A 20,878-nucleotide genomic window follows, 5' to 3' on the forward strand; every position below is an offset into this window, starting at 1 on the left:
GAATATATGAAGACTAAACATCCTAAAGGGCTTCCCTTCCTCTTTTTTACAGAAATGTGGGAGCGTTTCGGGTATTACCTGATTCTTGGAATCTTTGTTCTGTACGTTATTGAACCTACGGGTATGAAAGGCGGACTTGGGCTTCCGGATAAAACTGCTGATGACATTTTCGGAACTTACATTGCCTTAACTTATCTGACTCCCTTTATTGGTGGGTTCCTGGCAGACAGAGTTTTAGGATATATTAAATCTATTTATCTGGGAGGCTTTTTAATGGCTGCCGGATATATAGGAATGGGTGTGTTTAAAGATTTGCCTCTGTTTTATGCTTCATTGGCATTAATTATTATTGGAAATGGTTTCTTTAAACCTACTATCTCAACACTATTAGGGAACCTTTATTCTGAGGAACCTTATAAAGCTAATAAAGATTCCGGGTATAATATTTTCTACATGGGAATTAATATCGGAGCATTTATCTGTAACATTATTGCTGCATTTATGCGTAATAAATTTGGCTGGGGTGAGGCTTTCATCACTGCCGGAGTGGGAATGCTTATCGGTATGGTGATTTTTACTATCGGAAGAAAACATTATATCCATGCTGCACAGATGAAACCTGTACAGGAAGGAGATACCAAACTTTCGGAAATTATGCTTAAAGTATTTGTTCCTGCCATTATTGCCGGAGCAATAGGCTGGTTTGTTCCTAACAACATTTTTGGAAGTGACAGTACAGATGCCTTTATTTTTGCCTGTGTACCTGTAATTTACTTTTATGCCTCTCTTTACTTTAAAGCTAAACCTGACGAAAAAGCTTCCATTGGAGCATTACTTTCTGTTTTCCTGATCAGTATGTTCTTCTGGGCTGTTTTCAAACAGAATGGTACCGCTTTAACGAGATGGGCGAATTATTATACGGACAGAAGTGTTCCTGCTTCTCTTGAAAAACCACTGGAAGGAATTTATATGGTGGATGGCAAGAGCTATGAGGACAAAGAAACACCGGTTTACGATAATCAATTCCGTTCCCAAAAAGATGATAACGGAGAGACTAAGAAAGAAATGGGGAAAGATGTTTATTTCAAAAACATTTCTCCTGAACAGCGTGCTGCTCTTGAGAAGAACCCTGAGAATAAAGTATACCTATACAATACGGAATTATTCCAGTCTATCAATCCGTTCTGGGTTATTGCACTCACTCCGGTGATCGTTGGGTTCTGGGCATTGTTGAGAAGAAAAGGAAAAGAGCCTTTAACGCCTACCAAGATTGTTTTAGGACTATTTATTTCCGGACTTTCATGCCTGGTAATGGTTTTAGCAGTGGTAGCGGGAGATAACGGAGCTGTAAAAGTATCTCCTCTATGGCTTGTTGCCAGCTATGGAGTAATTACCATCGGGGAATTATGTTTGTCTCCAATGGGACTTTCCTTTGTATCCAAACTCTCTCCTGCAAGGATCACCGCGTTGATGATGGGAGGATTCTTCCTGGCCAACTCTGTGGGAAATAAGCTTTCCGGAATCCTGGCAAGTACGTGGTATAATTACGAAAACAAGACGAATTATTTCCTTGTAAACTTCGGTTTGTTAATATTTGCTACACTTTTAGGTCTTTCTATGTTAAAAAGACTGAACAAAATTATGAAGGAAAAAGGACATTAATCCTTGATATTATAAAGATTAGCAAGCTGCGGATTAGTTCCGCAGCTTTTTTATTTAAAAATAAAATTAAAACCTTGCCAAAAACCTAAAATAAACTATATTTGTCAGTCTTAACAAAAATTAACAATAGAAATGGATAATATTGAAGCATTGAGTCCGAAACCGGATGAATTTGTAGAGAATAAGAATTCCAGGCATCCTAAAGGATTATGGGTTCTTTTCGGAACAGAAATGTGGGAGCGTTTCAACTTTTATGGAATGAGAGCACTTTTGACGCTCTTCATGGTAAATTCCTTATTAATAAAAGAAGCTGATGCTGCAATCATCTATGGTGGATTTCTAGCGTTATGTTATTTAACACCTCTTTTAGGAGGATTTATTGCTGATAAGTATATCGGAAACAGATTCGCTATCATCATTGGTGGATCATTAATGGCTATTGGCCAGTTTTTATTATTTATCAGTGCTTCAACTTTCTCAGCAGACATTGGAAGTGCTAAACTGATTATGTGGCTGGCATTATTCGTTATCATTTTTGGTAATGGATTCTTCAAACCGAATATTTCCTCAATGGTAGGAAGTCTTTATCCAAAGCAGGAAAAATCTAAACTGGATTCTGCTTTTACCATTTTCTATATGGGGATCAACATTGGAGCATTCTTGGGTCAGTTTATCTGTCCATACGTAGGAGACGTAAAAGATGCTGCAACCGGAGTAAGAGATATCTTCGCTTTCAAATGGGGATTCTTAGCTGCTTCTATTGCGATGGTAATCGGAACAATAACATTCTTTATCCTTAAAAACAAATATGTAGTAACCCCTGAAGGAAGACCTATCGGAGGATTGCCAAAAAATAATACAAGTGCAGATTTTGAAGAAGGAGAAACTCAAACAGCAAAATTCTCAGGGATGTCCTTAGGAATTACTGTAGGTATATTTGTTGCTCTATTCTTTGTATTCAGATATTTACTTGTAGGAGAACTTGGGTTCAACTCAGTGGAAATGGGACAAATGATCAAAGGAATTATTTATCCTTTCATCTATTCAGCAGGTATTTCTCTTGCCTTCCTGATTATGTCTTCTGCAGAAAACAAGGTTGAAAGACAAAGAATCTGGGTAATCTATATCGTATCATTCTTTATTATTTTCTTCTGGGCAGCATTCGAGCAGGCAGGATCTTCATTAACATTTATCGCAGATAACCAGACTGACAGAAACATTTTCGGATGGAATATGCCTCCTTCAATGGTTCAGATCTTTAACGGAATTTTCGTAGTTCTATTAGCTGTTCCTTTCAGTTTGTGTTGGGATAAACTAAGAGCAAAAGGAAAAGAACCGGTATCTCCGTTCAAACAAGCAATGGGATTGGCATTAATCGCTCTTTCTTATTTCATCATTGCACACAATGTAAAAGATCTTGGAAACTCAGGATTATTAGCAATCAAATGGTTAATGTTACTATATTTCATCCAGACTTGTGGTGAGCTTTGTCTTTCTCCAATTGGTTTATCATTGGTTGGTAAGCTTGCTCCGAAAAGATTTGCTTCATTATTATACGGTGTTTTCTTCATTTCTAACGCAGCTGGTTATGCATTAGCTGGTTCATTAGGAGCACTGATCCCTGCAACAGGTGATAAATTCAAGAAAGCTGAAGAACTGGGAGTTAATTTACAGGATGTTTTGGATAAAAAAGTAACACTGACAGCTGATCAGGTAGCAGCTTTCGATAAAGCCCAGCTTCCATTACATAACCCTACTTTTGTAGGATTTGAAATTCACAATCTATTTGAATTCTTCATGGTATTCGTAGTACTTTGTGGTATTGCTTCTGTAATTTTAGGTTTAATTTCACCTATCTTAAAGAAAATGATGCATGGTGTAAACTAATTGTATCAACAAAATATAATAAAACCTCTGCCAAGTCAGAGGTTTTTTTTATTTTCGTACGATGGAAATCTCCGAAGATTCTTTATTCCAATCCGTAAAGAAAATCATTAGACAATCGCGCGAAAAAGTTTTTCGAATAGCGAATTCTACTCTACTGTTCACTTACTGGCAGATTGGAAAACTTATTATTGAGGATGAACAACAGGGAAAAGAACGGGCAGAATATGGAAAATATACGCTCAAAAGGCTTTCTCAGAAGCTTACTTTAGAATTTGGAAAAGGGTTTGATGAAAGTAATTTAAGAAATATACGCTCTTTTTATCATGTATTTCCAATATGTGACGCATTGCGTCACATATTGAGCTGGACTCACTACAGACTGTTGATAAGGTTGGATAATGTTGATAAAATGAATTATTATATCAACGAATCCGTTCAAAATAACTGGAATTACAGAGATATCAAAAGACAAATCAATTTCGATTTTGAATGATAAAAACAATTTATTTGCCAGCAAATACCTGCTGTACCTCCCCAAAGAAGAAGAAGAATTAAAACAAATTATTGACCAGGACAGAATCCGTTTTGAACTGGATCAGAAAGATAAAAACCCTTAATTAGAACTTAATCATATATCATTATGAGCTTAACTTTAGATGAAATACAAAATTTCAAAGGAAAATATCCCAGACAGATCTGGAGCCTGTTTTTCTCTGAAATGTGGGAACGTTTCTGTTTCTACGGAATGCGTGGAATGTTGGTTTTCTTTATGATCTCTCAGCTTAATTTCCATGAAAAAGAAGCCAACCTTCAATATGGTGCAACCCAGGCCTTCGTTTATGCTTTTACTTTTGTAGGAGGTCTTTTTGCCGATAAAATTTTAGGATTCAGAAAATCCCTGTTCTGGGGTGGTCTTCTGATGATCATAGGAAGTTTAATTTTGGCTACCGATCCACACAAATTCTTTTTCCTGGGAATAGCATTCACCGTAGTAGGTACAGGTTTCTTTAAACCTAATATTTCATCTATGGTGGGACAACTTTACAAACCCAATGATTCAAGGGCTGATGCAGGATTTTCGCTTTTCTATGCAGGAATTAATCTTGGAGCATTATTAGGAGGTTACTTATGTATTGCTATTGGTAAAGGAGAATTCTTAAGTAATATTATTGCAGAAGAAATGAGATGGCATATTGCTTTTGGACTGGCTTCAATAGTAATGGTGGTGAGCTTGATTAATTTTGTATTTACACAAAGAACACTAGGTACTATCGGTTTACAGCCGGGACATCCTTTAGCAGAAGAAAAAACCGCTCCAATACCAAAATGGAAAGAATATGGAGTATACGTTTTGTCATTGGTTTTTGTCCCAATTATCATGACCATGGTTGCTAAAACAGAATATACAGATTATTTTATGTGGACAATCGGGCCATTAACTTTAATCTATCTATTCTATGAAATGTCTAAAGTAACAGCTTCAGAGCGTAAAAAGCTTTGGGCAGCATTAGTATTTATTATATTCTCCATCATATTCTGGGGAATTTATGAACAAAGTGGAGGTTCTTTAAGTATTTTTGCCGCTAAAAATCTAAATAAAGACCTTTTAGGATTAGACCCAAATGGAGTGAATAATTCAGGAGGAGCTTTCTTCATTATTTTCCTAGCTCCATTGATCGGGCTTCTTTGGATCTGGCTGAACAAAAGAAAAATTGAGCCCAACACTATTATCAAATTTGGATTAGGATTTATTTTCTTAGGACTGGGATACTATGTTTTATTTGCTACCCGCCTCTTTGCTGATCTTCAGGGAATCACTTCACTGAACTTCTTCACATTGGCATTGCTAATCATTACTCTTGGCGAATTATGCCTCTCTCCTATCGGATTATCTATCATGACCAAGCTTTCTACCAAGAATCTTCAGGGAATGATGATGGGAATGTGGTTCCTTGCTTCGGCCTATGGACAGTATGTTGCAGGGATTATCGGAGCCAGTCTTGCTACCGCAAAAAAAGGTTCTACCAACTATGATGAATTGATCACTTATACTGATGGATATAAACAATTGGGATTATATGCGGTAATTGCCGGAGTGGTATTAATTTTGATATCTCCGTACGTGAAAAAATTAATGCAGGATGTAAAATAAAAAATAAGTAATTATGCTTATTTTTACTTAAATATCACAATATGAAGAAAATTTTAAGCATAGTACTCTTATTTTTATTAAATTTTAGTTTTGCTCAGGTAAAGTGGATGACCATTGAAGAAGCCTTAAAAGCTCAAAAGGAAAATCCAAAAAAAATACTTATTGATTTTTATGCAGACTGGTGCGGTCCATGCAAAATTATGGACAAAAAAACTTACGGACATTCTGTGATTGCTCAGAATCTGAACGAAAATTATTATCCTGTAAAGTTTAATGCAGAAGAAAAAAAGAGTATTGAGATCTTTGGAAGAACATTTTCAAACCCTAATACAGAGCACAGAAAAGGAAAAAATTCACTGCATGAATTTACACAGTATATGAATGTAGGTGCTGTTCCAAGTACTGTATTTCTGGATGAACACGGAGATCCTATTACCATTCTTCAGGGAGAATTATCAGCCAAAGAACTGGAACCCTATCTGGAACTGATCTCAAAAGATTTGTTCAAAAAGATTAAAACCAGAGAACAATGGGAAGACTACCAGAAAAAGTTCAAATCTAAAATCAAAGATTAATGTAGAGATACGGATTTTCGTATTTAATGCTAAAAATTCACCATACAGACTTCCAAAAAATTGGAAGTCTTTTTAATTTTACCGAAATTCGAACCTTTATTTCTTTTGTCAAAAAATAAGGATCAAAAAATTCAAAAACCCGCATCCTGAAATCTGAAAATGAATCTCGAAACCTCCATAGAATACGTAAAAGGAATAGGTCCGGAAAGAGCCAAACTCATTAAAAGTGTATTGGGCCTAACCACTGTTGAAGATATGCTGAACTTCTACCCTATCCGTTATCTGGATAAAAGTAAAATTTATAAAGTTTCTCAGCTTCAGGAAGAAAGCAGCCAGGAAATACAATTGAGAGGAAGAATCACCCATGTTCAGGAAATCCAGACCGGGAAGACTAAAAGATTATCTGCGAAATTCAATGATGAAACAGGCAGTATGGATCTGGTATGGTTCCAGTATTCTAAATGGCTGAAAGAGCAGCTTCCTATTAACAAAGACGTTTATATTTTTGGGAAAATCAATGTTTTCAACCGTCAGTTTTCTATGCCGCATCCGGAAATAGAAGCTGAGGAAAATAAAGAAGGAGATACAAGGCTTAAACCTATCTATCCGAGTTCAGAAAAGCTGACTAAAAGGGGATTAAGTCAAAGATTTTTCCAGAATGCCCTGAGAAATATCTGCAAAGAAATTCCGAATCTTATTGAAGAGAATTTTCCGGAATACCTGATGAAAACCTTCAAGTTCATGTCCAGACAGCACGCTTTTTTGAATGTTCATTTCCCAAAGGATAAAGAGCATTTTGATAAGGCTGATTACAGGCTGAAATTTGAAGAATCATTTTTCTTTCAGTTAGGATATGGATTAAAAAAACTCCATCATAAAACACAGTCTCACGGCAATCCTTTCCCTATTATTGGGGACCACTTCAACAATTTTTATGAAAAACACCTTCCTTTTGAGCTTACCAATGCACAGAAAAGAGTATTAAAGGAAATCCGTCTTGATATGAAAAGGCCAATTCAAATGAACAGGCTTTTACAAGGTGATGTAGGATCAGGGAAAACGATGGTGGCATTGTTAACCATGCTTATTGCTATGGACAACGGTTTTCAGAGCTGTCTGATGGCTCCAACGGAAATTCTTGCTCAGCAGCACTATAACGGAATCAAAGAACTCTTAGAAAAAACAGAAATCAATATCCGTATTCTGACTGGTTCTACCAAAGCGTCAGAAAGGAGAATTATACATGAAGAACTGGAAAACGGTTCGCTTTCAATTTTGGTAGGAACTCATGCTGTTTTGGAAGATAAGGTTAAATTTAAAAATCTGGGATTAGCCATCATTGATGAGCAGCATAGATTTGGAGTTGCTCAACGGGCTAAACTTTGGGCTAAAAATAAAATTCCGCCCCATATTCTGGTAATGACTGCTACTCCTATTCCAAGGACTCTGGCAATGAGTTTTTATTCAGATCTGGATGTTTCCGTGATTGATGAAATGCCGGTGGGAAGAAAACCTATCATTACTGCTCACAGACGTGAAAAAGACAGACTATATGTTTATAATTTCTGTAAAGACGAAATTAAGAAAGGCCGGCAGGTCTATTTTGTATATCCACTTATTGAGGAATCAGAAACCTTAGATTACAAAAATCTGGCGGAAGGTTTGGAACATGTCATGGATTATTTCTCAGAATACAATGTGACCATGCTTCATGGAAAGATGAAACCGGATGAAAAAGACGCTGCAATGGCCTATTTCGCTTCGGGGAAAGCTGAAATTATGGTGGCAACTACAGTAATTGAAGTAGGCGTAAATGTACCCAATGCTTCTGTAATGGTCATTGAAAGTTCAGAAAGATTCGGACTTTCCCAGCTGCATCAGTTGAGAGGACGTGTAGGAAGAGGTGCTGAACAGAGTTACTGTATCCTGATGACTTCAGATAAATTGTCTAAGGAAAGCAGAACGCGTATCAGGACAATGACTGAAACCAATGATGGCTTTAAAATTTCTGAAGTGGATATGCAGCTCCGTGGCCCGGGAGATATTCTGGGTACCCAGCAAAGTGGTGTGGTAGATTTTAAGAGATTAGACCTGATAAATGATTCGGTGATCATCAAAACGACAAAAAATACGGTAGAAAAAATTCTGGAAGCTGATCCGATGCTGTCCAGACCTGATAACCTGATCATTAAAAACTATTATATCAGATACTACAAAGGAAAAAACAAATGGAGTAAAATTTCATAAAAAAACCGCAGAAAATACTTCCTGCGGCCCCCTTATAAAACTGTTATTTAGAAGAAATTACTTTGATATGTTCAAAAAAATTTATTTAATAGTTAAGGCTTAATATTTTGTGATGTGGTGTGAAAATATCTATATAACAATATAAGATTTGGATAAGCTAAAACCTTAACTATTAAAATAAATTATGAAAAACAAAATGAATTATTTTTTTCCAACTTGCTTATTATAAAAACTAACTGAGTTTCGGTGGAGATGAGGGAATGAAACGAATAAAAATATCTCCAACTACTTTTGAGTTTTCATGATTGTACCGTTTTGTTTAAAGATCTTCTGTGCTTTAAAATTGGAAAATTAGTATAATTCATTTTGTTAACTAACATCGTGATTTATATAATTTTTGTTTTTAGAAACAATTACTTCTCATTCATCTGTATCTTCTACTATATAATGAAATTTGTGTCTCAGATTACTTTTACAAATGTCAGTATATTAATTCAGATCCTTTTTATATTATTTTAATTATTAGTTATAAAATTTTCACTTATTTGTGAATAGTATGCATCAAATACGATTAATATTCTCGTAACACAAAATCAATAACTCCTTTATTCATCACACTTTAAGAATAAAATGGTCTTTATTCAATCCTGAAGTATGATACTGCCAATTGATTGTAATAACTTCTGTAAGCACCTTTTTCAGACTCTCAAAAGACTCTGGTTTTTTCATGAAAATATTGGCTCCTTTTACAAAGATATCTTCAATTTCATTTTCCGGAATCGGTTCCGAAAATATGGTGGTTACCATGTTATTGAATTTTGAATTTGCTTCAATTTCTTCCAGGCATTCCATACTGTCTTTTCCAGGGATAGTGTATTTTATGAAAACAATTTCCGGCACTACGGCATCATCATTATTAAGATATAGCATCATATCTTTTCCGTTACAGAAACATTGAACTTTTATAGAGATTTTCAACTCTTTCAAAATATTTTTAAAAAAAATCAAGGTGTTTTCATCGTTATCTGCTACTATTACGTTCAGAAATTCTTTATTCATACTGCATTTTAGGGTTTATTACCGTGCTTTGAGCTCTTCTCCGTTTTCCAATAATTTTTTGGAACTGGGAGGGAGTGATTCCTGTTGTATTTTTAAACTGGGTGCTCAAATGCGCCACACTGGAGTAATTCAGCTTATGGGCTATTTCTGTAAGGCTTTGTTTATTTCTTATGATCAGGGCTTTCGCGTGCTCTATCTTTTGCAGAATAATAAAATTCTCAATAGATGTATAAGCAACTTCGGAAAATAGGTTGGAAAGATATCCATAGCTGTGATTCAGTTTCTCAGAAATATATATGGATGCTTTTACCGGTATGATCTCATCAGAAAAGACCAGTTCTACGATAACATCTTTTATTTTCTGTACCAACGCAGTCTTTTGACTTTCTATGATTTCTATACCATAATCTTCAAGATTTTTCTTAAAAAGACTGTGCTGTTCTTGTGTAAGGGGCTCATAAAATTCCACTTCACCGAAGTTCAGCAACCTGTACTTCAGCCCGTGTTCTTTAAGTTTTTCGTCCAATACCTTCTTGCAAAGGGCATTGAAATCAAATTTAACATACATTTTCATCCTAGTATATATAAGCCTGTTTTATTTAGTAAATATAATAATTTATTTCATTTAAAAGTGAAATAGGTGTAAATTTTTTATTTTTACCAAATAGACGCAAAAACTCCTGTATTTAAGAATACAGGAATTTAAACACTAAGGATGAAAAAAATATACTGATAAAAAGCTGTGTCAGCTCAAAACCAAGCATATGAATGTATTGTTATAAGTGATTTGGTTCTGAAGCAAAGATCATTCAAAAAAAGAAGTCACTTGTTATAGAATTACAGGATAAAGTTACAAAATTTTAAGTCAATCATGAGTGAATTAGAAACTCCATCATATAATCATCCATCACAAATCCATTTCCAATATCAAAAACACCTTCCCCATAAACCTTGTATCCTTGGGATTCGTAGAAATTTCGGGCAGAATTATTTTTATTTACATTCAAAATAATTCTTTCATTTCCACTTTCAGAAACTTTCTCATGCAGAAAATGAAGTGCTTTTTTACCGAATCCTTTTCCTTTACTTTCCGGAACAAGATAAATACGGTGCAGCTTAGTTGTTTTCTCTTCGTAATGATGTTCATATCCTATAAACCCCTCGTAAGAGTCATTATTTTCATCCTGAATAAGATAATAATGGTAATGAGGATTTTCAAGGTGGTTCAGAATTTCTGTTTCAGAATACATTTCGGAAAGCATAAATTCCATCTGTTCTTTCGAAAGAATGTCTGCATAGGCATTTTCCCATGATCTTCTTGCCAGATCCTGAATTAAAGGAATATCCACAGCTGTTGCCTGTCTTAATTTCATGATTTATTGTATTAATATGATTAAAAAAAGTGAAAAGCCTAAACTTTTCACCCTTTATATTTTTCCATGAACTTCTGAATTTTAAAACCATTTTAAAATTCAATTCATTATTAAATGTTGGCCATTTCAGCTTTAATTTTTGCATGAAGGCCTTCTGAAGCAGCCACTAAAGGAAGTCTTAAGAAGTTTTTAATGATTCCTTTTTCAGCCAGTATTACTTTAATACCGCAAGGGTTTCCTTCTGCAAAAATCAAGCGGGTAATATCTACCAGTTTATTGTGAATTGCATAAGCTTCTTTCACTTTTCCTTCAAAAGCTAACTGTACCATGGTAGAAAATTCTTTAGGATATGCCTGTCCGATTACGGAAATCACACCATCTCCACCTGCCAATGTTACCGGTAATGTATATTCATCATCTCCGGAAACCAATGAAAATCCTTCAGGTTTCTTTCTCAGAATATCAAAATACTGTAAAATATTGGGTGAAGCTTCCTTAATCAGGAATAAATTAGGAAATTCTTTGGCAAGACGAAGAGTGGTATCTGCCTCTACATTCTGCCCGGTTCTTGAAGGAACATTATAAATAATAATATTCTTCCCTGTGGAAGCTAACATTTTATAATGTTGGTAAAGACCTTCCTGATTCGGTTTATTGTAATAGGGAGATACTGAAAGTACTGCTTCAAATGCAGAAAGATCTGCTTCTTCAATCTGTTTCTTAACGTCAAGAGTATCGTTGCCGCCAATTCCCAAAACTAAAGGAAGACGTTTATTATTCACCTTAATGATATGCTCAATTACCTGTTTCTTCTCTTCTGCAGAAAGCGTTGCGGCTTCTGCCGTAGTACCCAATACTACCAAATAATTGGTTCCGTTTTCGACATTGTATTCAACAAGTTTTGTTAAACTGTCGAAGTCAACGGATAAATCTTCATTAAAGGGCGTTACCAATGCAACACCTACTCCTTTTAAAATGCTCATCTGTTAGAATTATTTTTGTCAAATTTAATAATTTACAGTAAGAATTTGTAATAAATAATAATGTTTTATTATACATATAGTTATATTTGCATATACTAAAAGATATTATGAAAAATAAATTCTTGTTAATAGGAATTGCCCTGGCAGCCCTTACAGCATGCAAAACAGCTTCTACGCTGCAACTTGCGGATGTAAAATCCCAGAAAAATATTTCTATTAATAATGAGCTAAAAAATGATGAGGAGTTTGTAAAATTTATTGAGCCTTATAAGCAAAAACTGGATAAAGAAATGAACCAGAAGATCTCTCATACGAATGTGGATCTTACAAAGCAGGGCGATAACAGCAATCTGGGTAATCTTTTAGCTGACTATACGTTTGAAGGAGGTAATGAGTGGATAAAAACTCATCTTAAACAAAATGTAGATGCTGCATTGATCAATATCGGAGGAATCCGTACCACCATTGGAAAGGGCGATATTTTACTGAAAAATGTATTTGAAGTAATGCCTTTCGAAAATGAGGTGGTTATTGTAAAAATGAAGGGAGCAGATTTACAGGGGCTTTTTGAGTATTATGCAAAAACGCAGGTCAACAACCCTGTTTCTCATTTATACATTGAAACAAAGAATGGACAGATCATTAAATCCTTAATCAACGGAAAGGAGGTAGATCCGGCTAAAGACTATTATGTTGCCACTTCAGACTATCTTGCACTGGGAGGAGACAATATGAAATTCTTTGCAAAAGGAGAATCAATCTCAACAGGAATTAAAATGAGAGATCTGTTTATCGATTATTTTAAGAAGACTCCTGAAGTTGTAGTAAATTCAGATGTTCGTTTAAATTTTATCGGGAAGAAGTAATGGATAGAAAAAGTTTTTTAAAAGCAATAGGAGGCGGATCTTTAGCAATGGCTTTAGCTCCCAATATGATGATGGCGGAAGAGTTGAAAATTCTTGACCTAAAATCCGCAAATAAACTGACTATTCTTCATACCAATGACCAGCATAGCAGAATAGAACCTTTCGATGCAAGCTATACAAAAAACCCTAACCAGGGAGGTTTTGCAAGAAGGGCTAGCTTAATTCAGCAGATCAGAAACCAGGAAAGCAATGTACTGCTTCTTGATTCAGGAGATATTTTTCAGGGAACTCCCTATTTCAATTTCTTTGGAGGAGAGCTGGAGTTCAAATTAATGTCCATGATGAAATATGATGCCTCTACCATGGGAAATCATGATTTTGATAATGGTCTTGATGGATTTTTAAAGGTACTTCCTAATGCAAAGTTTCCTTTTATCTGTTCCAATTATGATTTTAAAAATACTGTTCTTGACGGGAAAACTTCCCAGTATAAGATCTTCAACAAGAATGGAATCAAAGTAGGAATTTTCGGAGTGGGAATTCAACTGGACGGCCTTGTAGGTAAAAAACAGTATGGAGAAACCGATTATTCCAACCCTATTGATGTAGCACAGCATTATTCAAATTACCTGAAAAAAGATCAGAAATGTGATCTGGTGATTTGTCTTTCACATATTGGTTACGATTATAAAGATGAACCGAATAAAATAAGCGACAAAATTTTAGCGGCCAGTACAGAAAATATTGATATTATCCTGGGAGGCCATACTCATACATTTTTACCGGAACCTCAATCTTATACAAACAGACAGGGCAAAAATGTTCTTGTCAATCAGGTAGGATGGGCAGGTCTTCTTTTGGGTAGAATAGATTTTTATTTTGATACAAACAAAAACGTACAGCATATTTCCTGGAACAATCAGGTAATAGACAGCAGCATAGCATAACCGCATAATATGAAAAAACTCTCTATAATTTCTCTTGGTATTTTAGCATCCCTGCAGTTTACAAAAGCTCAGGTCATTTCATCAAAAAAATGGGCAGATCTGTTTTCCTATAACAAAGTCTTAGCAATGAAAGAAGACAATGGGAAAATCATTGCAGCTACAGAAAACGGAATATTCTATTATACAATATCAACAGGAGAAATTACGAAGTTGTCCAAGGCCAATGGCCTGCATAATGTTGGAATAACAGCCTTCGATTATAACCCACAGACGAAAACAGGACTCATTGGGTATGAAAACGGCTCTATGGATGTTATCACTCCACAGGAAATCAAATATATTGTAGATATTCCTATTGCTACCGGCTATAACGGAAATAAAAAAATCAATCATATTTCCATAACAGGAAATCAGGCTGTCATTTCTGTAGGCTACGGACTTTCCATATTTAATCTGAATAATAAAGAATTCGGAGATTCTGCATTTTTCCTGAATGGAGGGGTTTATCAGGCAAGTAATGAAGCCACCATATTCGGGAATAAGGTATATTCAGTAACGGATACCGGATTGAAGAGCCATCAGATGAATACTACCTTCCCGGTATATTCCACATGGACAACGGAAGCTCCCGGAGCATTCAAGCATATAGATTCAGAATCTGAGCTGGTATATTCATCCGCTACAGCTGCCTATTTTTATAACAACGGTACTCCTACCCAGCTTCCTACAAACTTTGATAATATCCATGATATCGTTGTTACATCCAATAATATTATAGTTACTGATAACAGAGTATATACTTATGGCATTAACGGAGTATCACAAAATGCGGTGAGCCTTGGAGAGGAATGCAACACTGCTATAACAGCTGGTGGAAAAATCTTTGGAGGAACCGTATTATCAGGGATCAAAGATGAAAGTAACAATACTTTTAAGCCATTAGGCCCTTACTATAATTTTGCCTATAATATTAATCTTTTCGATAATAATCAACTCTTGGTTTCCACTGGTGCCAGAGCAAATAATTACAATCACCCGTCTATTATTCCGCAAGAACCAGGATTTTATTATTTCAACGGTACGGATTGGATCTATCCTTCTTTTTTCAACAAAAGTAATCCAAATCGTCCAGTCTTTGTCAACGTATTGGATGCTATTATAAGCCCTTATAACAGTAATGAAGTTCTCTTTACTAATTATACAATGTTGTCTCACGGAGTATATAAAATGAAATATAATGCTACAAGCAAAGATTTTGAGCTGGTAAAGTATTATAATCTTGGCGCTGAGCCTTACTACAGACGCCCAGTAGGATTGACTACAGATACTCAGAACAATCTTTTTGTTTCCTTCGGATTTAATGACGGAAATCCTTCCATGGGGATCTATGATAAAGCCGCAGATGATTTTATCATCAAGAAAATCGTTTTGGCCAGTGATGGTATACAAAAGGCCGTTTTCCATGAAAATATGTTATGGACTCCATTGCCGAGATCTAATAACTTTTGGGTATATGACTATAAAAATGCAACCAACCTTTCCGATGATACAGACTATATTCTTGGTTCTGCTAATGGATTTAACAGTTCAGGAGGAATCCTATCCGTAGCATTTGATAAGTCCGGAGATGCATGGATCGGTACAGATGGAGGCTTAAGAATTATGCCTAATGCTGCATCTGAAATAAAAAAACCACAGCCTGAAGTAGAACCTATAGTAATAGAACAAAACGGGCTGGGTGAAGAGCTTTTCAGAGAATCAGCTATTCTTCAGATTGCAGTAGATGAAGGAAATTACAAGTGGGTATCCATTGATGGTGGTGGTGTATATTATCTGTCTGCTGACGGCCAGAAAACCATAAAACATTTTACTAAAGAAAATTCACCTCTTCCTACAAACAGCGTTACAGATATAAAAGTTGATAAGAAAACCGGGAAAGTATATTTTGTAACGTATAATGGTATTGTAACCTATCAGGGGGACGTTGCTGATGTAAATTCCAATTTCGGGGATGTTGTGGTATATCCTAACCCTGTTGTATATTCCAATTTTAAAGGAAAAGTTACCCTTAAAGGCCTTGCTGAAAAAACGAATATAAGAATTGTAGATGCAGCAGGAAATGTTGTACATTCTGCAGTGGCAAGAGGAGGTTATTATGAATGGGATCTTAATAATCAGAAAGGAGTAAGAGTAGCATCAGGAATGTACTTTGTCCTGATGACCAATGAAGACGGGTCTGATAAAGCTACAGCCAAAATAGGAGTAGTCAATTAATTAATGAATTCACAAAACGGTTTTTTACTTTCGTTTATAAAATACGGAGAAAATGATGCTGTATTGCATTGTTTCACTGAAGAAGAGGGTTTTCAAAGCTATTTTCTGAAAGGAATTTATTCTAAAAAGAACAAAAAGAAAGCCCTGCTGCAGCCGCTGAGCCAGCTGAATTTTTCAATACATCCACCCCGTGGCAATGGTATACCAACCGTTTCAAAGTTTGAACTGGTAAAAAACAATGATATTTATACGGATATAAGAGTTAATACCGTCATTTTCTTTATTTCAGATTTTCTGAGCCATATTCTGAAATATGAGGATAAAAATATTCCGATCTATGCCGGTATTGATCACTTTATCAATGAACTGACGAACAGAAATTATCAGGCACATCTTCTTTTTTTACTGGCTGTTTTAAAAATTCAGGGGGTTGCTCCACTGTTGAGTGATGGTAAGTTTTTAGATCCGGAAACCGGCACTTTTTCTTTAGGAATCAGCCATCAGCAGTTCAATGAAGAAATTTCTGCATTATGGAAAGAGGCACTTTGTGCTGAAAACCTGTATGCTACAAAAATCCATTCCTCGTTAAGAAAAGATTTTCTGGACAGCCTTCTGGTGTACTATCATTATCATATTACGGATTTCAAAACACCTGCTTCACTGGAAATTATCCAGCAGATATTTGAATAGACGGATTCATGATTGGCTGATCTTTTTTTACAGTTCTTTTGTTTTTTCAATATCTTCAGGCATTTCGGTTTCAGATTCTGCAATTTCTTTTTTGGAGAATCTTGGCTGCAGAATTTTTGCAATAAGTCCCGTCCAGCCTGTCTGGTGGGAAGCTCCTACTCCACGGCCATTATCCCCATGAAAATATTCATAGAATAAGATATAATCTTTAAAATCCGGATCGGTTTGAAATCTTTCATACTGCCCGTGAACAGGTCTTTTTCCATTTTCATCTTTTAAAAAAATCTTTGCAAGCCGTTTGTTTAAAGCATCTGCTATCTGATCAAGGTTTAAGTAATTTCCACTTCCCGTAGGATATTCAACTAAGAAATCGGGACTGTAATAGAAGAAAAAGCGCTGAAGACTGTCGATAATCAGAAAATTGATAGGAAACCATACAGGGCCGCGCCAGTTGCTGTTACCCCCGAACAGTCCGCTGTCACTTTCTGCAGGTGTATATTTTACACTATAATCCGTTTCATTCAGAGTTAAAGTATAAGGGTTATTTTCATATTCTTTTGATAATGCTCTTACTCCATAGTCACTTAAAAATTCATCCGGATTCAACATTCTGCTTAACAATCTTTTCAGACGATGCCCACGAAGCAAAGACAAAAGGTGTTTGGAATCCTGGCCTTTGACTTCCCACCTTGAAACCAGAGAAGCCAGTTCGGGTTTATTATCCAGTACCCATTTCATTCTTTTCTTAAAATTGGGAAGATTTTCAATCATTTCATCATCTATAACCTCAACGGCAAACATCGGGATCAGCCCTACAATGGTCCTTAATCTCAAATACATATGCGTTCCGTCATTAGAAGCTATGGCATCATAGAAAAACTCATCCTGCTCATCCCACAAACTGAATTCTTCATCACCCATATTATCCAATGAATTGGCAATCGCCAGGAAGTGCTCAAAAAACTTCATCGCCATTTCTTCATACACATTATTGTAAAGGGCCAGTTCCAGGGCAATCCGCATCATATTCAGGGCAAACATAGCCATCCAGCTTGTCCCGTCTGACTGTTCCAGCTGTTCTCCGTTGGGTAAAACAGCATTCCGGTCGAAAACACCAATATTATCAAGCCCTAAGAAACCTCCTTCAAATATGTTGTTGCCATTGGTATCTTTTTTATTGACCCACCAAGTAAAGTTCATCAATAGTTTCTGGAAAGCACTTTCTAAAAATTCCAGGTCGGGCTTATCTTTTAAATATTCATCAATTTTAAATACTCTGAAAACAGCCCAGGCATGTACTGGAGGATTCACATCGCTAAAGTTCCATTCGTAGGCGGGAAGCTGCCCGTTTGGATGCATATACCATTCAAACAGGAAAAGTTTCAGCTGATGTTTTGCAAAATCAGGATCTATCAAAGAAAAACTGATGGTGTGAAATGCCAGGTCCCAGGTTGCATACCACGGATATTCCCATTTATCCGGCATGGAAATAATATGTTCGTTATTAAGATGCTTCCAGTCATAATTTCTGATTTTATCCCGCGACTTTGGAGGAGGCATTTCAGCCGGATCACCTTTCAGCCATTTTTCAACATTGTAGTGGTAAAACATTTTATTCCACAACATTCCCGCAAAAGCCTGCCTTTGCACCAGTTTTTCATCTTCCGAAGCAATTCCTTTCTGGATTTCAGCATAAAATTCATCTGCTTCTTTTTGTCTTTCTTCAAAAAGAGTTTCAAAGTCTTTAAAGGGTTCCCGTAAGTCCTTATCTGATATTCTGAATTCAAATATTCTGGATTCTCCGGCCTTGAAATCTTCATCAATAAAAAAAGAAGCTTTCGTTCCTGCATTCTTTGGATTCACTGACTGAGAATTACCTGTCATTACAAAATTATTAATCCCGTCTTTGCAGAATTTTGACTCATTTTGAGACTGGTAAAGTCTTTCATTATTGGTTTCATTGTTACAGAACAGGGTCTTTAAAGATTGTTTTGCGTAGACATTTTTGATCTCAATATCCTTATGGTTCACTTTAATACGGTCTGCATCTTCGGCAAATAACTGAGGTTCATAGTCATCATATCCCCAGTTCCAGGTATTCCGGAACCAAACTGTTGGTAATAGTATAAGAGGTGCTTCTTTTTCAGATTTGTTGACAATCGTTAGCCGGACCAGAATATCATTCTGACTTTCCTTTGCGTATTCAATGAAAATGTCAAAATAGTCATTGTGATCAAAAATTCCGGTATCAATCAGTTCATATTCCGTTTCATCCTTACTTCTTGAAGCATTTGTTTTCACGAGGTCTTCATAAGGAAAAGTATTTTGAGGATATTTATACAGCATTTTCATATAAGAATGGGTAGGTGTAGAATCCAGGTAATAAAAATATTCCTTTACATCTTCACCATGATTTCCCTGTCCGTTGGTCAGTCCAAAGAACCGCTCTTTCACCATCTTATCCTTTTTATTCCAGAATCCCACAGAGAACACAAGTTTCTGAAGGTCATCACAGATTCCGCATATGCCTTCCTCACCCCAACGGTATGTTTTGGCTTCTGCCGTATCATGACTGGTATAATTCCAGGCATCACCGTTTTCACTGTAATCTTCACGAACAAGCCCCCATTCCCTGTTGCTTACATAAGGACCCCATTTTTTCCATAAAATATCTGAAATTCTCTGTTTTTCTGACATAGATAAGATGTTTTGTACAATTGTAAAATGTATTCATGTATTGATGACCACAAGCTCAAAACTTTAAACTTTAAACTTTAAACCTTGAACCTTGAACTTTAAACTACTATCCCCCCGTAGAAAAACTCTCAAACGTAGTCATTCCACCATCAACGAAAATGCTGGTTCCTGTGATATAATCAGCAAGATCACTGGCAAGAAAAGCAGCTAAATTTCCGATATCCTGCGGCTGTCCGATTCTGTTATAAGGAATAAGGGTAAGTAGAGAATTAAGTGCTTCAGGAGTATTCCATGCATTTTGATTAATAGGAGTCTGAATTGCTCCCGGACAGATAGAATTGACCCTGATTTTGGCTGCTCCATATTCCTGAGCAAGGGTTTGCATCAACATTCTGATGGCTCCTTTACTGGATGCATAGTTGGCATGTCCGGCCCAAGGTATAATTTCGTGAACAGAACTGATGTGAATAATTTTCCCACAGGCTACAGAACGTGAAGGATCTATGCCACGCCGTAGAAATTCTTTAATGGCTTCTCTGGCACATAGAAACTGTCCCGTAAGATTGACACCTATGACAGCATTCCATTGGTCAATAGTCATGTCCGTAAATTTCGCATCCTTTTGAATGCCTGCATTATTCACCAGAATATCTACAGTTTGAAATTCGGAAACAACATTCTGAAACATTTTGACTACCTGATCTTCTTTGGAGACATCACATGCGTAAGTGATTCCTTTTCCTCCGGCATCAGTGATTTCTTTCAAAACAGCTTTGGCTTCTTCTGCAGATCTTTCTGAGGAATGATTGACAATGACTGTTGCTCCAGCTGCAGCTAATGATTTGGCAATTCCTGAACCTATTCCACTGGAGGCTCCTGTAACCACAGCAACCTGATTTTGAAGTGATATTTCCATGTTTTGTAATTTGATGTTACTCAAAGTTATGGAAAGATATCAGCAGATAAAAAATTATGATTTTAAAATTTTATTAAAGTTTCTTGTACATCAGATATTGAGGTCCGCTCCTCCCCATTCTGGTTTTACCATCATAAATGTATCCTGCCTGAAGATAAATGTGGTAAGCAGAATTGTTTTTCTGGTTTACCGCCAGTACAATTTCGTTGCACTCCCCGAAGTGGTTCTTTACAAAATTCCCTACCTCCAGCATAGCTATTTTCCCTATTCCTCGTCCCTGCATCTGAGGATTTACAGATAAGGAACGTAGTAAAACTGATGTTTCATCATCGGTAAGTTCAAATTTATCTTTCCCAAAATCAAGTACAAAAAAACCTGCAACCTGATCATTTTCAAATATAGTCACCGGAAATGCATCGTCATCATCCCGTTCACTGATACGTTGCAAAGCCTGTTGAGCTGTCGCAGTAAATTGCATCTGGTTTTCATCCAAAGCATAACTTACTCCGGAAAGATCTTCTGGTTTATAGAATTCTAAATGTATCATGTC

18 protein-coding genes are annotated in these 20,878 nt (G+C 36.1%); 11 read left to right on the plus strand and 7 right to left on the minus strand.

Features of this window, described 5'->3' with window-relative positions; all coding sequences use genetic code 11:
• The first annotated feature begins 6 nt into the window (after window positions 1–6).
• From OL225_RS17740 to recG, 7 genes are all read left to right on the plus strand, one after another.
• A complete protein-coding gene (locus tag OL225_RS17740) occupies window positions 7–1,662 on the plus strand; it encodes a peptide MFS transporter (protein ID WP_047377894.1) in 1,656 nt (551 codons plus the stop codon).
• A gap of 132 nt (window positions 1,663–1,794) precedes the next feature.
• Window positions 1,795–3,549, plus strand: coding sequence for a peptide MFS transporter (locus tag OL225_RS17745; RefSeq protein WP_047377837.1), 1,755 nt, complete (start codon window positions 1,795–1,797; stop codon window positions 3,547–3,549).
• A 61-nt stretch (window positions 3,550–3,610) separates the two neighbouring features.
• Window positions 3,611–4,042 carry a DUF1016 N-terminal domain-containing protein gene (locus OL225_RS17750; RefSeq protein WP_264519106.1) on the plus strand — a complete coding sequence of 144 codons (432 nt, stop codon included), beginning with the start codon at window positions 3,611–3,613 and terminating at the stop codon, window positions 4,040–4,042.
• The gene (locus tag OL225_RS17755) at window positions 4,035–4,166 is read left to right on the plus strand and encodes a hypothetical protein (RefSeq protein WP_264519107.1); all 132 of its coding nucleotides are present in this window, start codon (window positions 4,035–4,037) and stop codon (window positions 4,164–4,166) included. The genes OL225_RS17750 and OL225_RS17755 overlap by 8 nt, the downstream gene beginning before the upstream one ends.
• A 23-nt stretch (window positions 4,167–4,189) precedes the next feature.
• Window positions 4,190–5,701 carry a peptide MFS transporter gene (locus OL225_RS17760; protein ID WP_047377836.1) on the plus strand — a complete coding sequence of 504 codons (1,512 nt, stop codon included), beginning with the start codon at window positions 4,190–4,192 and terminating at the stop codon, window positions 5,699–5,701.
• A gap of 41 nt (window positions 5,702–5,742) precedes the next feature.
• The gene (locus tag OL225_RS17765) at window positions 5,743–6,276 is read left to right on the plus strand and encodes a thioredoxin family protein (protein WP_264519108.1); all 534 of its coding nucleotides are present in this window, start codon (window positions 5,743–5,745) and stop codon (window positions 6,274–6,276) included.
• Between the two features lie 159 nt (window positions 6,277–6,435).
• Window positions 6,436–8,523: an ATP-dependent DNA helicase RecG gene (gene recG / locus OL225_RS17770; RefSeq protein WP_264519109.1), complete on the plus strand. Its 2,088-nt coding sequence runs from the start codon at window positions 6,436–6,438 to the stop codon at window positions 8,521–8,523.
• A gap of 612 nt (window positions 8,524–9,135) precedes the next feature.
• Here recG and OL225_RS17775 read toward each other — a convergent pair.
• The 4 genes from OL225_RS17775 to dapA form a co-directional block, all read right to left on the minus strand.
• Window positions 9,136–9,582, minus strand: a complete 447-nt coding sequence (locus OL225_RS17775; protein WP_264519110.1) for a response regulator — start codon at window positions 9,580–9,582, stop codon at window positions 9,136–9,138.
• Window positions 9,575–10,156, minus strand: coding sequence for a helix-turn-helix domain-containing protein (locus OL225_RS17780; RefSeq protein WP_047377832.1), 582 nt, complete (start codon window positions 10,154–10,156; stop codon window positions 9,575–9,577). The genes OL225_RS17775 and OL225_RS17780 overlap by 8 nt, the downstream gene beginning before the upstream one ends.
• A gap of 295 nt (window positions 10,157–10,451) precedes the next feature.
• Window positions 10,452–10,955 carry a GNAT family N-acetyltransferase gene (locus OL225_RS17785; protein WP_047377831.1) on the minus strand — a complete coding sequence of 168 codons (504 nt, stop codon included), beginning with the start codon at window positions 10,953–10,955 and terminating at the stop codon, window positions 10,452–10,454.
• Window positions 10,956–11,065: 110 nt separating this feature from the next.
• A complete protein-coding gene (gene dapA / locus OL225_RS17790) occupies window positions 11,066–11,938 on the minus strand; it encodes a 4-hydroxy-tetrahydrodipicolinate synthase (RefSeq protein WP_264519111.1) in 873 nt (290 codons plus the stop codon).
• Between the two features lie 107 nt (window positions 11,939–12,045).
• Between dapA and OL225_RS17795 the strand changes: the two genes are divergently transcribed.
• Genes OL225_RS17795 through recO form a run of 4 tightly spaced genes read left to right on the plus strand, consistent with a single transcriptional unit; the run spans window position 12,046 to window position 16,715 of the window.
• On the plus strand, window positions 12,046–12,804 hold the full coding sequence (locus tag OL225_RS17795) for a 5'-nucleotidase C-terminal domain-containing protein (RefSeq protein ID WP_047377828.1): 759 nt from the start codon (window positions 12,046–12,048) through the stop codon (window positions 12,802–12,804).
• Window positions 12,804–13,751, plus strand: a complete 948-nt coding sequence (locus OL225_RS17800; protein WP_264519112.1) for a bifunctional metallophosphatase/5'-nucleotidase — start codon at window positions 12,804–12,806, stop codon at window positions 13,749–13,751. The genes OL225_RS17795 and OL225_RS17800 overlap by 1 nt, the downstream gene beginning before the upstream one ends.
• 9 nt (window positions 13,752–13,760) lie before the next feature.
• Window positions 13,761–16,025: an isoleucyl-tRNA synthetase gene (locus tag OL225_RS17805; protein WP_047377826.1), complete on the plus strand. Its 2,265-nt coding sequence runs from the start codon at window positions 13,761–13,763 to the stop codon at window positions 16,023–16,025.
• Window positions 16,026–16,028: 3 nt separating this feature from the next.
• Window positions 16,029–16,715, plus strand: coding sequence for a DNA repair protein RecO (gene recO, locus OL225_RS17810; RefSeq protein WP_264519113.1), 687 nt, complete (start codon window positions 16,029–16,031; stop codon window positions 16,713–16,715).
• Between the two features lie 27 nt (window positions 16,716–16,742).
• Here recO and OL225_RS17815 read toward each other — a convergent pair whose 3' ends face one another.
• From OL225_RS17815 to OL225_RS17825, 3 genes are all read right to left on the minus strand, one after another.
• Entirely contained in the window at window positions 16,743–19,412 is a 2,670-nt protein-coding gene (locus tag OL225_RS17815) for an MGH1-like glycoside hydrolase domain-containing protein (RefSeq protein WP_264519114.1), read from the minus strand.
• 106 nt (window positions 19,413–19,518) lie between these two features.
• Window positions 19,519–20,328: a glucose 1-dehydrogenase gene (locus OL225_RS17820; RefSeq protein WP_264519115.1), complete on the minus strand. Its 810-nt coding sequence runs from the start codon at window positions 20,326–20,328 to the stop codon at window positions 19,519–19,521.
• A gap of 73 nt (window positions 20,329–20,401) precedes the next feature.
• Window positions 20,402–20,875 carry a GNAT family N-acetyltransferase gene (locus OL225_RS17825; protein ID WP_264519116.1) on the minus strand — a complete coding sequence of 158 codons (474 nt, stop codon included), beginning with the start codon at window positions 20,873–20,875 and terminating at the stop codon, window positions 20,402–20,404.
• Between the last annotated feature and the right edge of the window lie 3 nt (window positions 20,876–20,878).

It is taken from the genome of Chryseobacterium viscerum, assembly GCF_025949665.1.
GTDB lineage: Bacteria > Bacteroidota > Bacteroidia > Flavobacteriales > Weeksellaceae > Chryseobacterium > Chryseobacterium viscerum_A.

What these genes read in the sequence shown, in the direction of transcription:
- OL225_RS17750 (WP_264519106.1), top strand. Translation starts at nt 3,611, where the DNA reads ATGGAAATCTCCGAAGATTCTTTATTCCAATCCGTAAAGAAAATCATT.
- OL225_RS17785 (WP_047377831.1), bottom strand. Translation starts at nt 10,955, where the DNA reads ATGAAATTAAGACAGGCAACAGCTGTGGATATTCCTTTAATTCAGGAT.
- OL225_RS17775 (WP_264519110.1), bottom strand. Translation starts at nt 9,582, where the DNA reads ATGAATAAAGAATTTCTGAACGTAATAGTAGCAGATAACGATGAAAAC.
- recO (WP_264519113.1), top strand. Translation starts at nt 16,029, where the DNA reads ATGAATTCACAAAACGGTTTTTTACTTTCGTTTATAAAATACGGAGAA.
- OL225_RS17795 (WP_047377828.1), top strand. Translation starts at nt 12,046, where the DNA reads ATGAAAAATAAATTCTTGTTAATAGGAATTGCCCTGGCAGCCCTTACA.
- OL225_RS17820 (WP_264519115.1), bottom strand. Translation starts at nt 20,328, where the DNA reads ATGGAAATATCACTTCAAAATCAGGTTGCTGTGGTTACAGGAGCCTCC.
- OL225_RS17760 (WP_047377836.1), top strand. Translation starts at nt 4,190, where the DNA reads ATGAGCTTAACTTTAGATGAAATACAAAATTTCAAAGGAAAATATCCC.
- OL225_RS17805 (WP_047377826.1), top strand. Translation starts at nt 13,761, where the DNA reads ATGAAAAAACTCTCTATAATTTCTCTTGGTATTTTAGCATCCCTGCAG.
- OL225_RS17740 (WP_047377894.1), top strand. Translation starts at nt 7, where the DNA reads ATGAAGACTAAACATCCTAAAGGGCTTCCCTTCCTCTTTTTTACAGAA.
- OL225_RS17800 (WP_264519112.1), top strand. Translation starts at nt 12,804, where the DNA reads ATGGATAGAAAAAGTTTTTTAAAAGCAATAGGAGGCGGATCTTTAGCA.
- recG (WP_264519109.1), top strand. Translation starts at nt 6,436, where the DNA reads ATGAATCTCGAAACCTCCATAGAATACGTAAAAGGAATAGGTCCGGAA.
- OL225_RS17780 (WP_047377832.1), bottom strand. Translation starts at nt 10,156, where the DNA reads ATGAAAATGTATGTTAAATTTGATTTCAATGCCCTTTGCAAGAAGGTA.
- dapA (WP_264519111.1), bottom strand. Translation starts at nt 11,938, where the DNA reads ATGAGCATTTTAAAAGGAGTAGGTGTTGCATTGGTAACGCCCTTTAAT.
- OL225_RS17815 (WP_264519114.1), bottom strand. Translation starts at nt 19,412, where the DNA reads ATGTCAGAAAAACAGAGAATTTCAGATATTTTATGGAAAAAATGGGGT.
- OL225_RS17765 (WP_264519108.1), top strand. Translation starts at nt 5,743, where the DNA reads ATGAAGAAAATTTTAAGCATAGTACTCTTATTTTTATTAAATTTTAGT.
- OL225_RS17825 (WP_264519116.1), bottom strand. Translation starts at nt 20,875, where the DNA reads ATGATACATTTAGAATTCTATAAACCAGAAGATCTTTCCGGAGTAAGT.
- OL225_RS17745 (WP_047377837.1), top strand. Translation starts at nt 1,795, where the DNA reads ATGGATAATATTGAAGCATTGAGTCCGAAACCGGATGAATTTGTAGAG.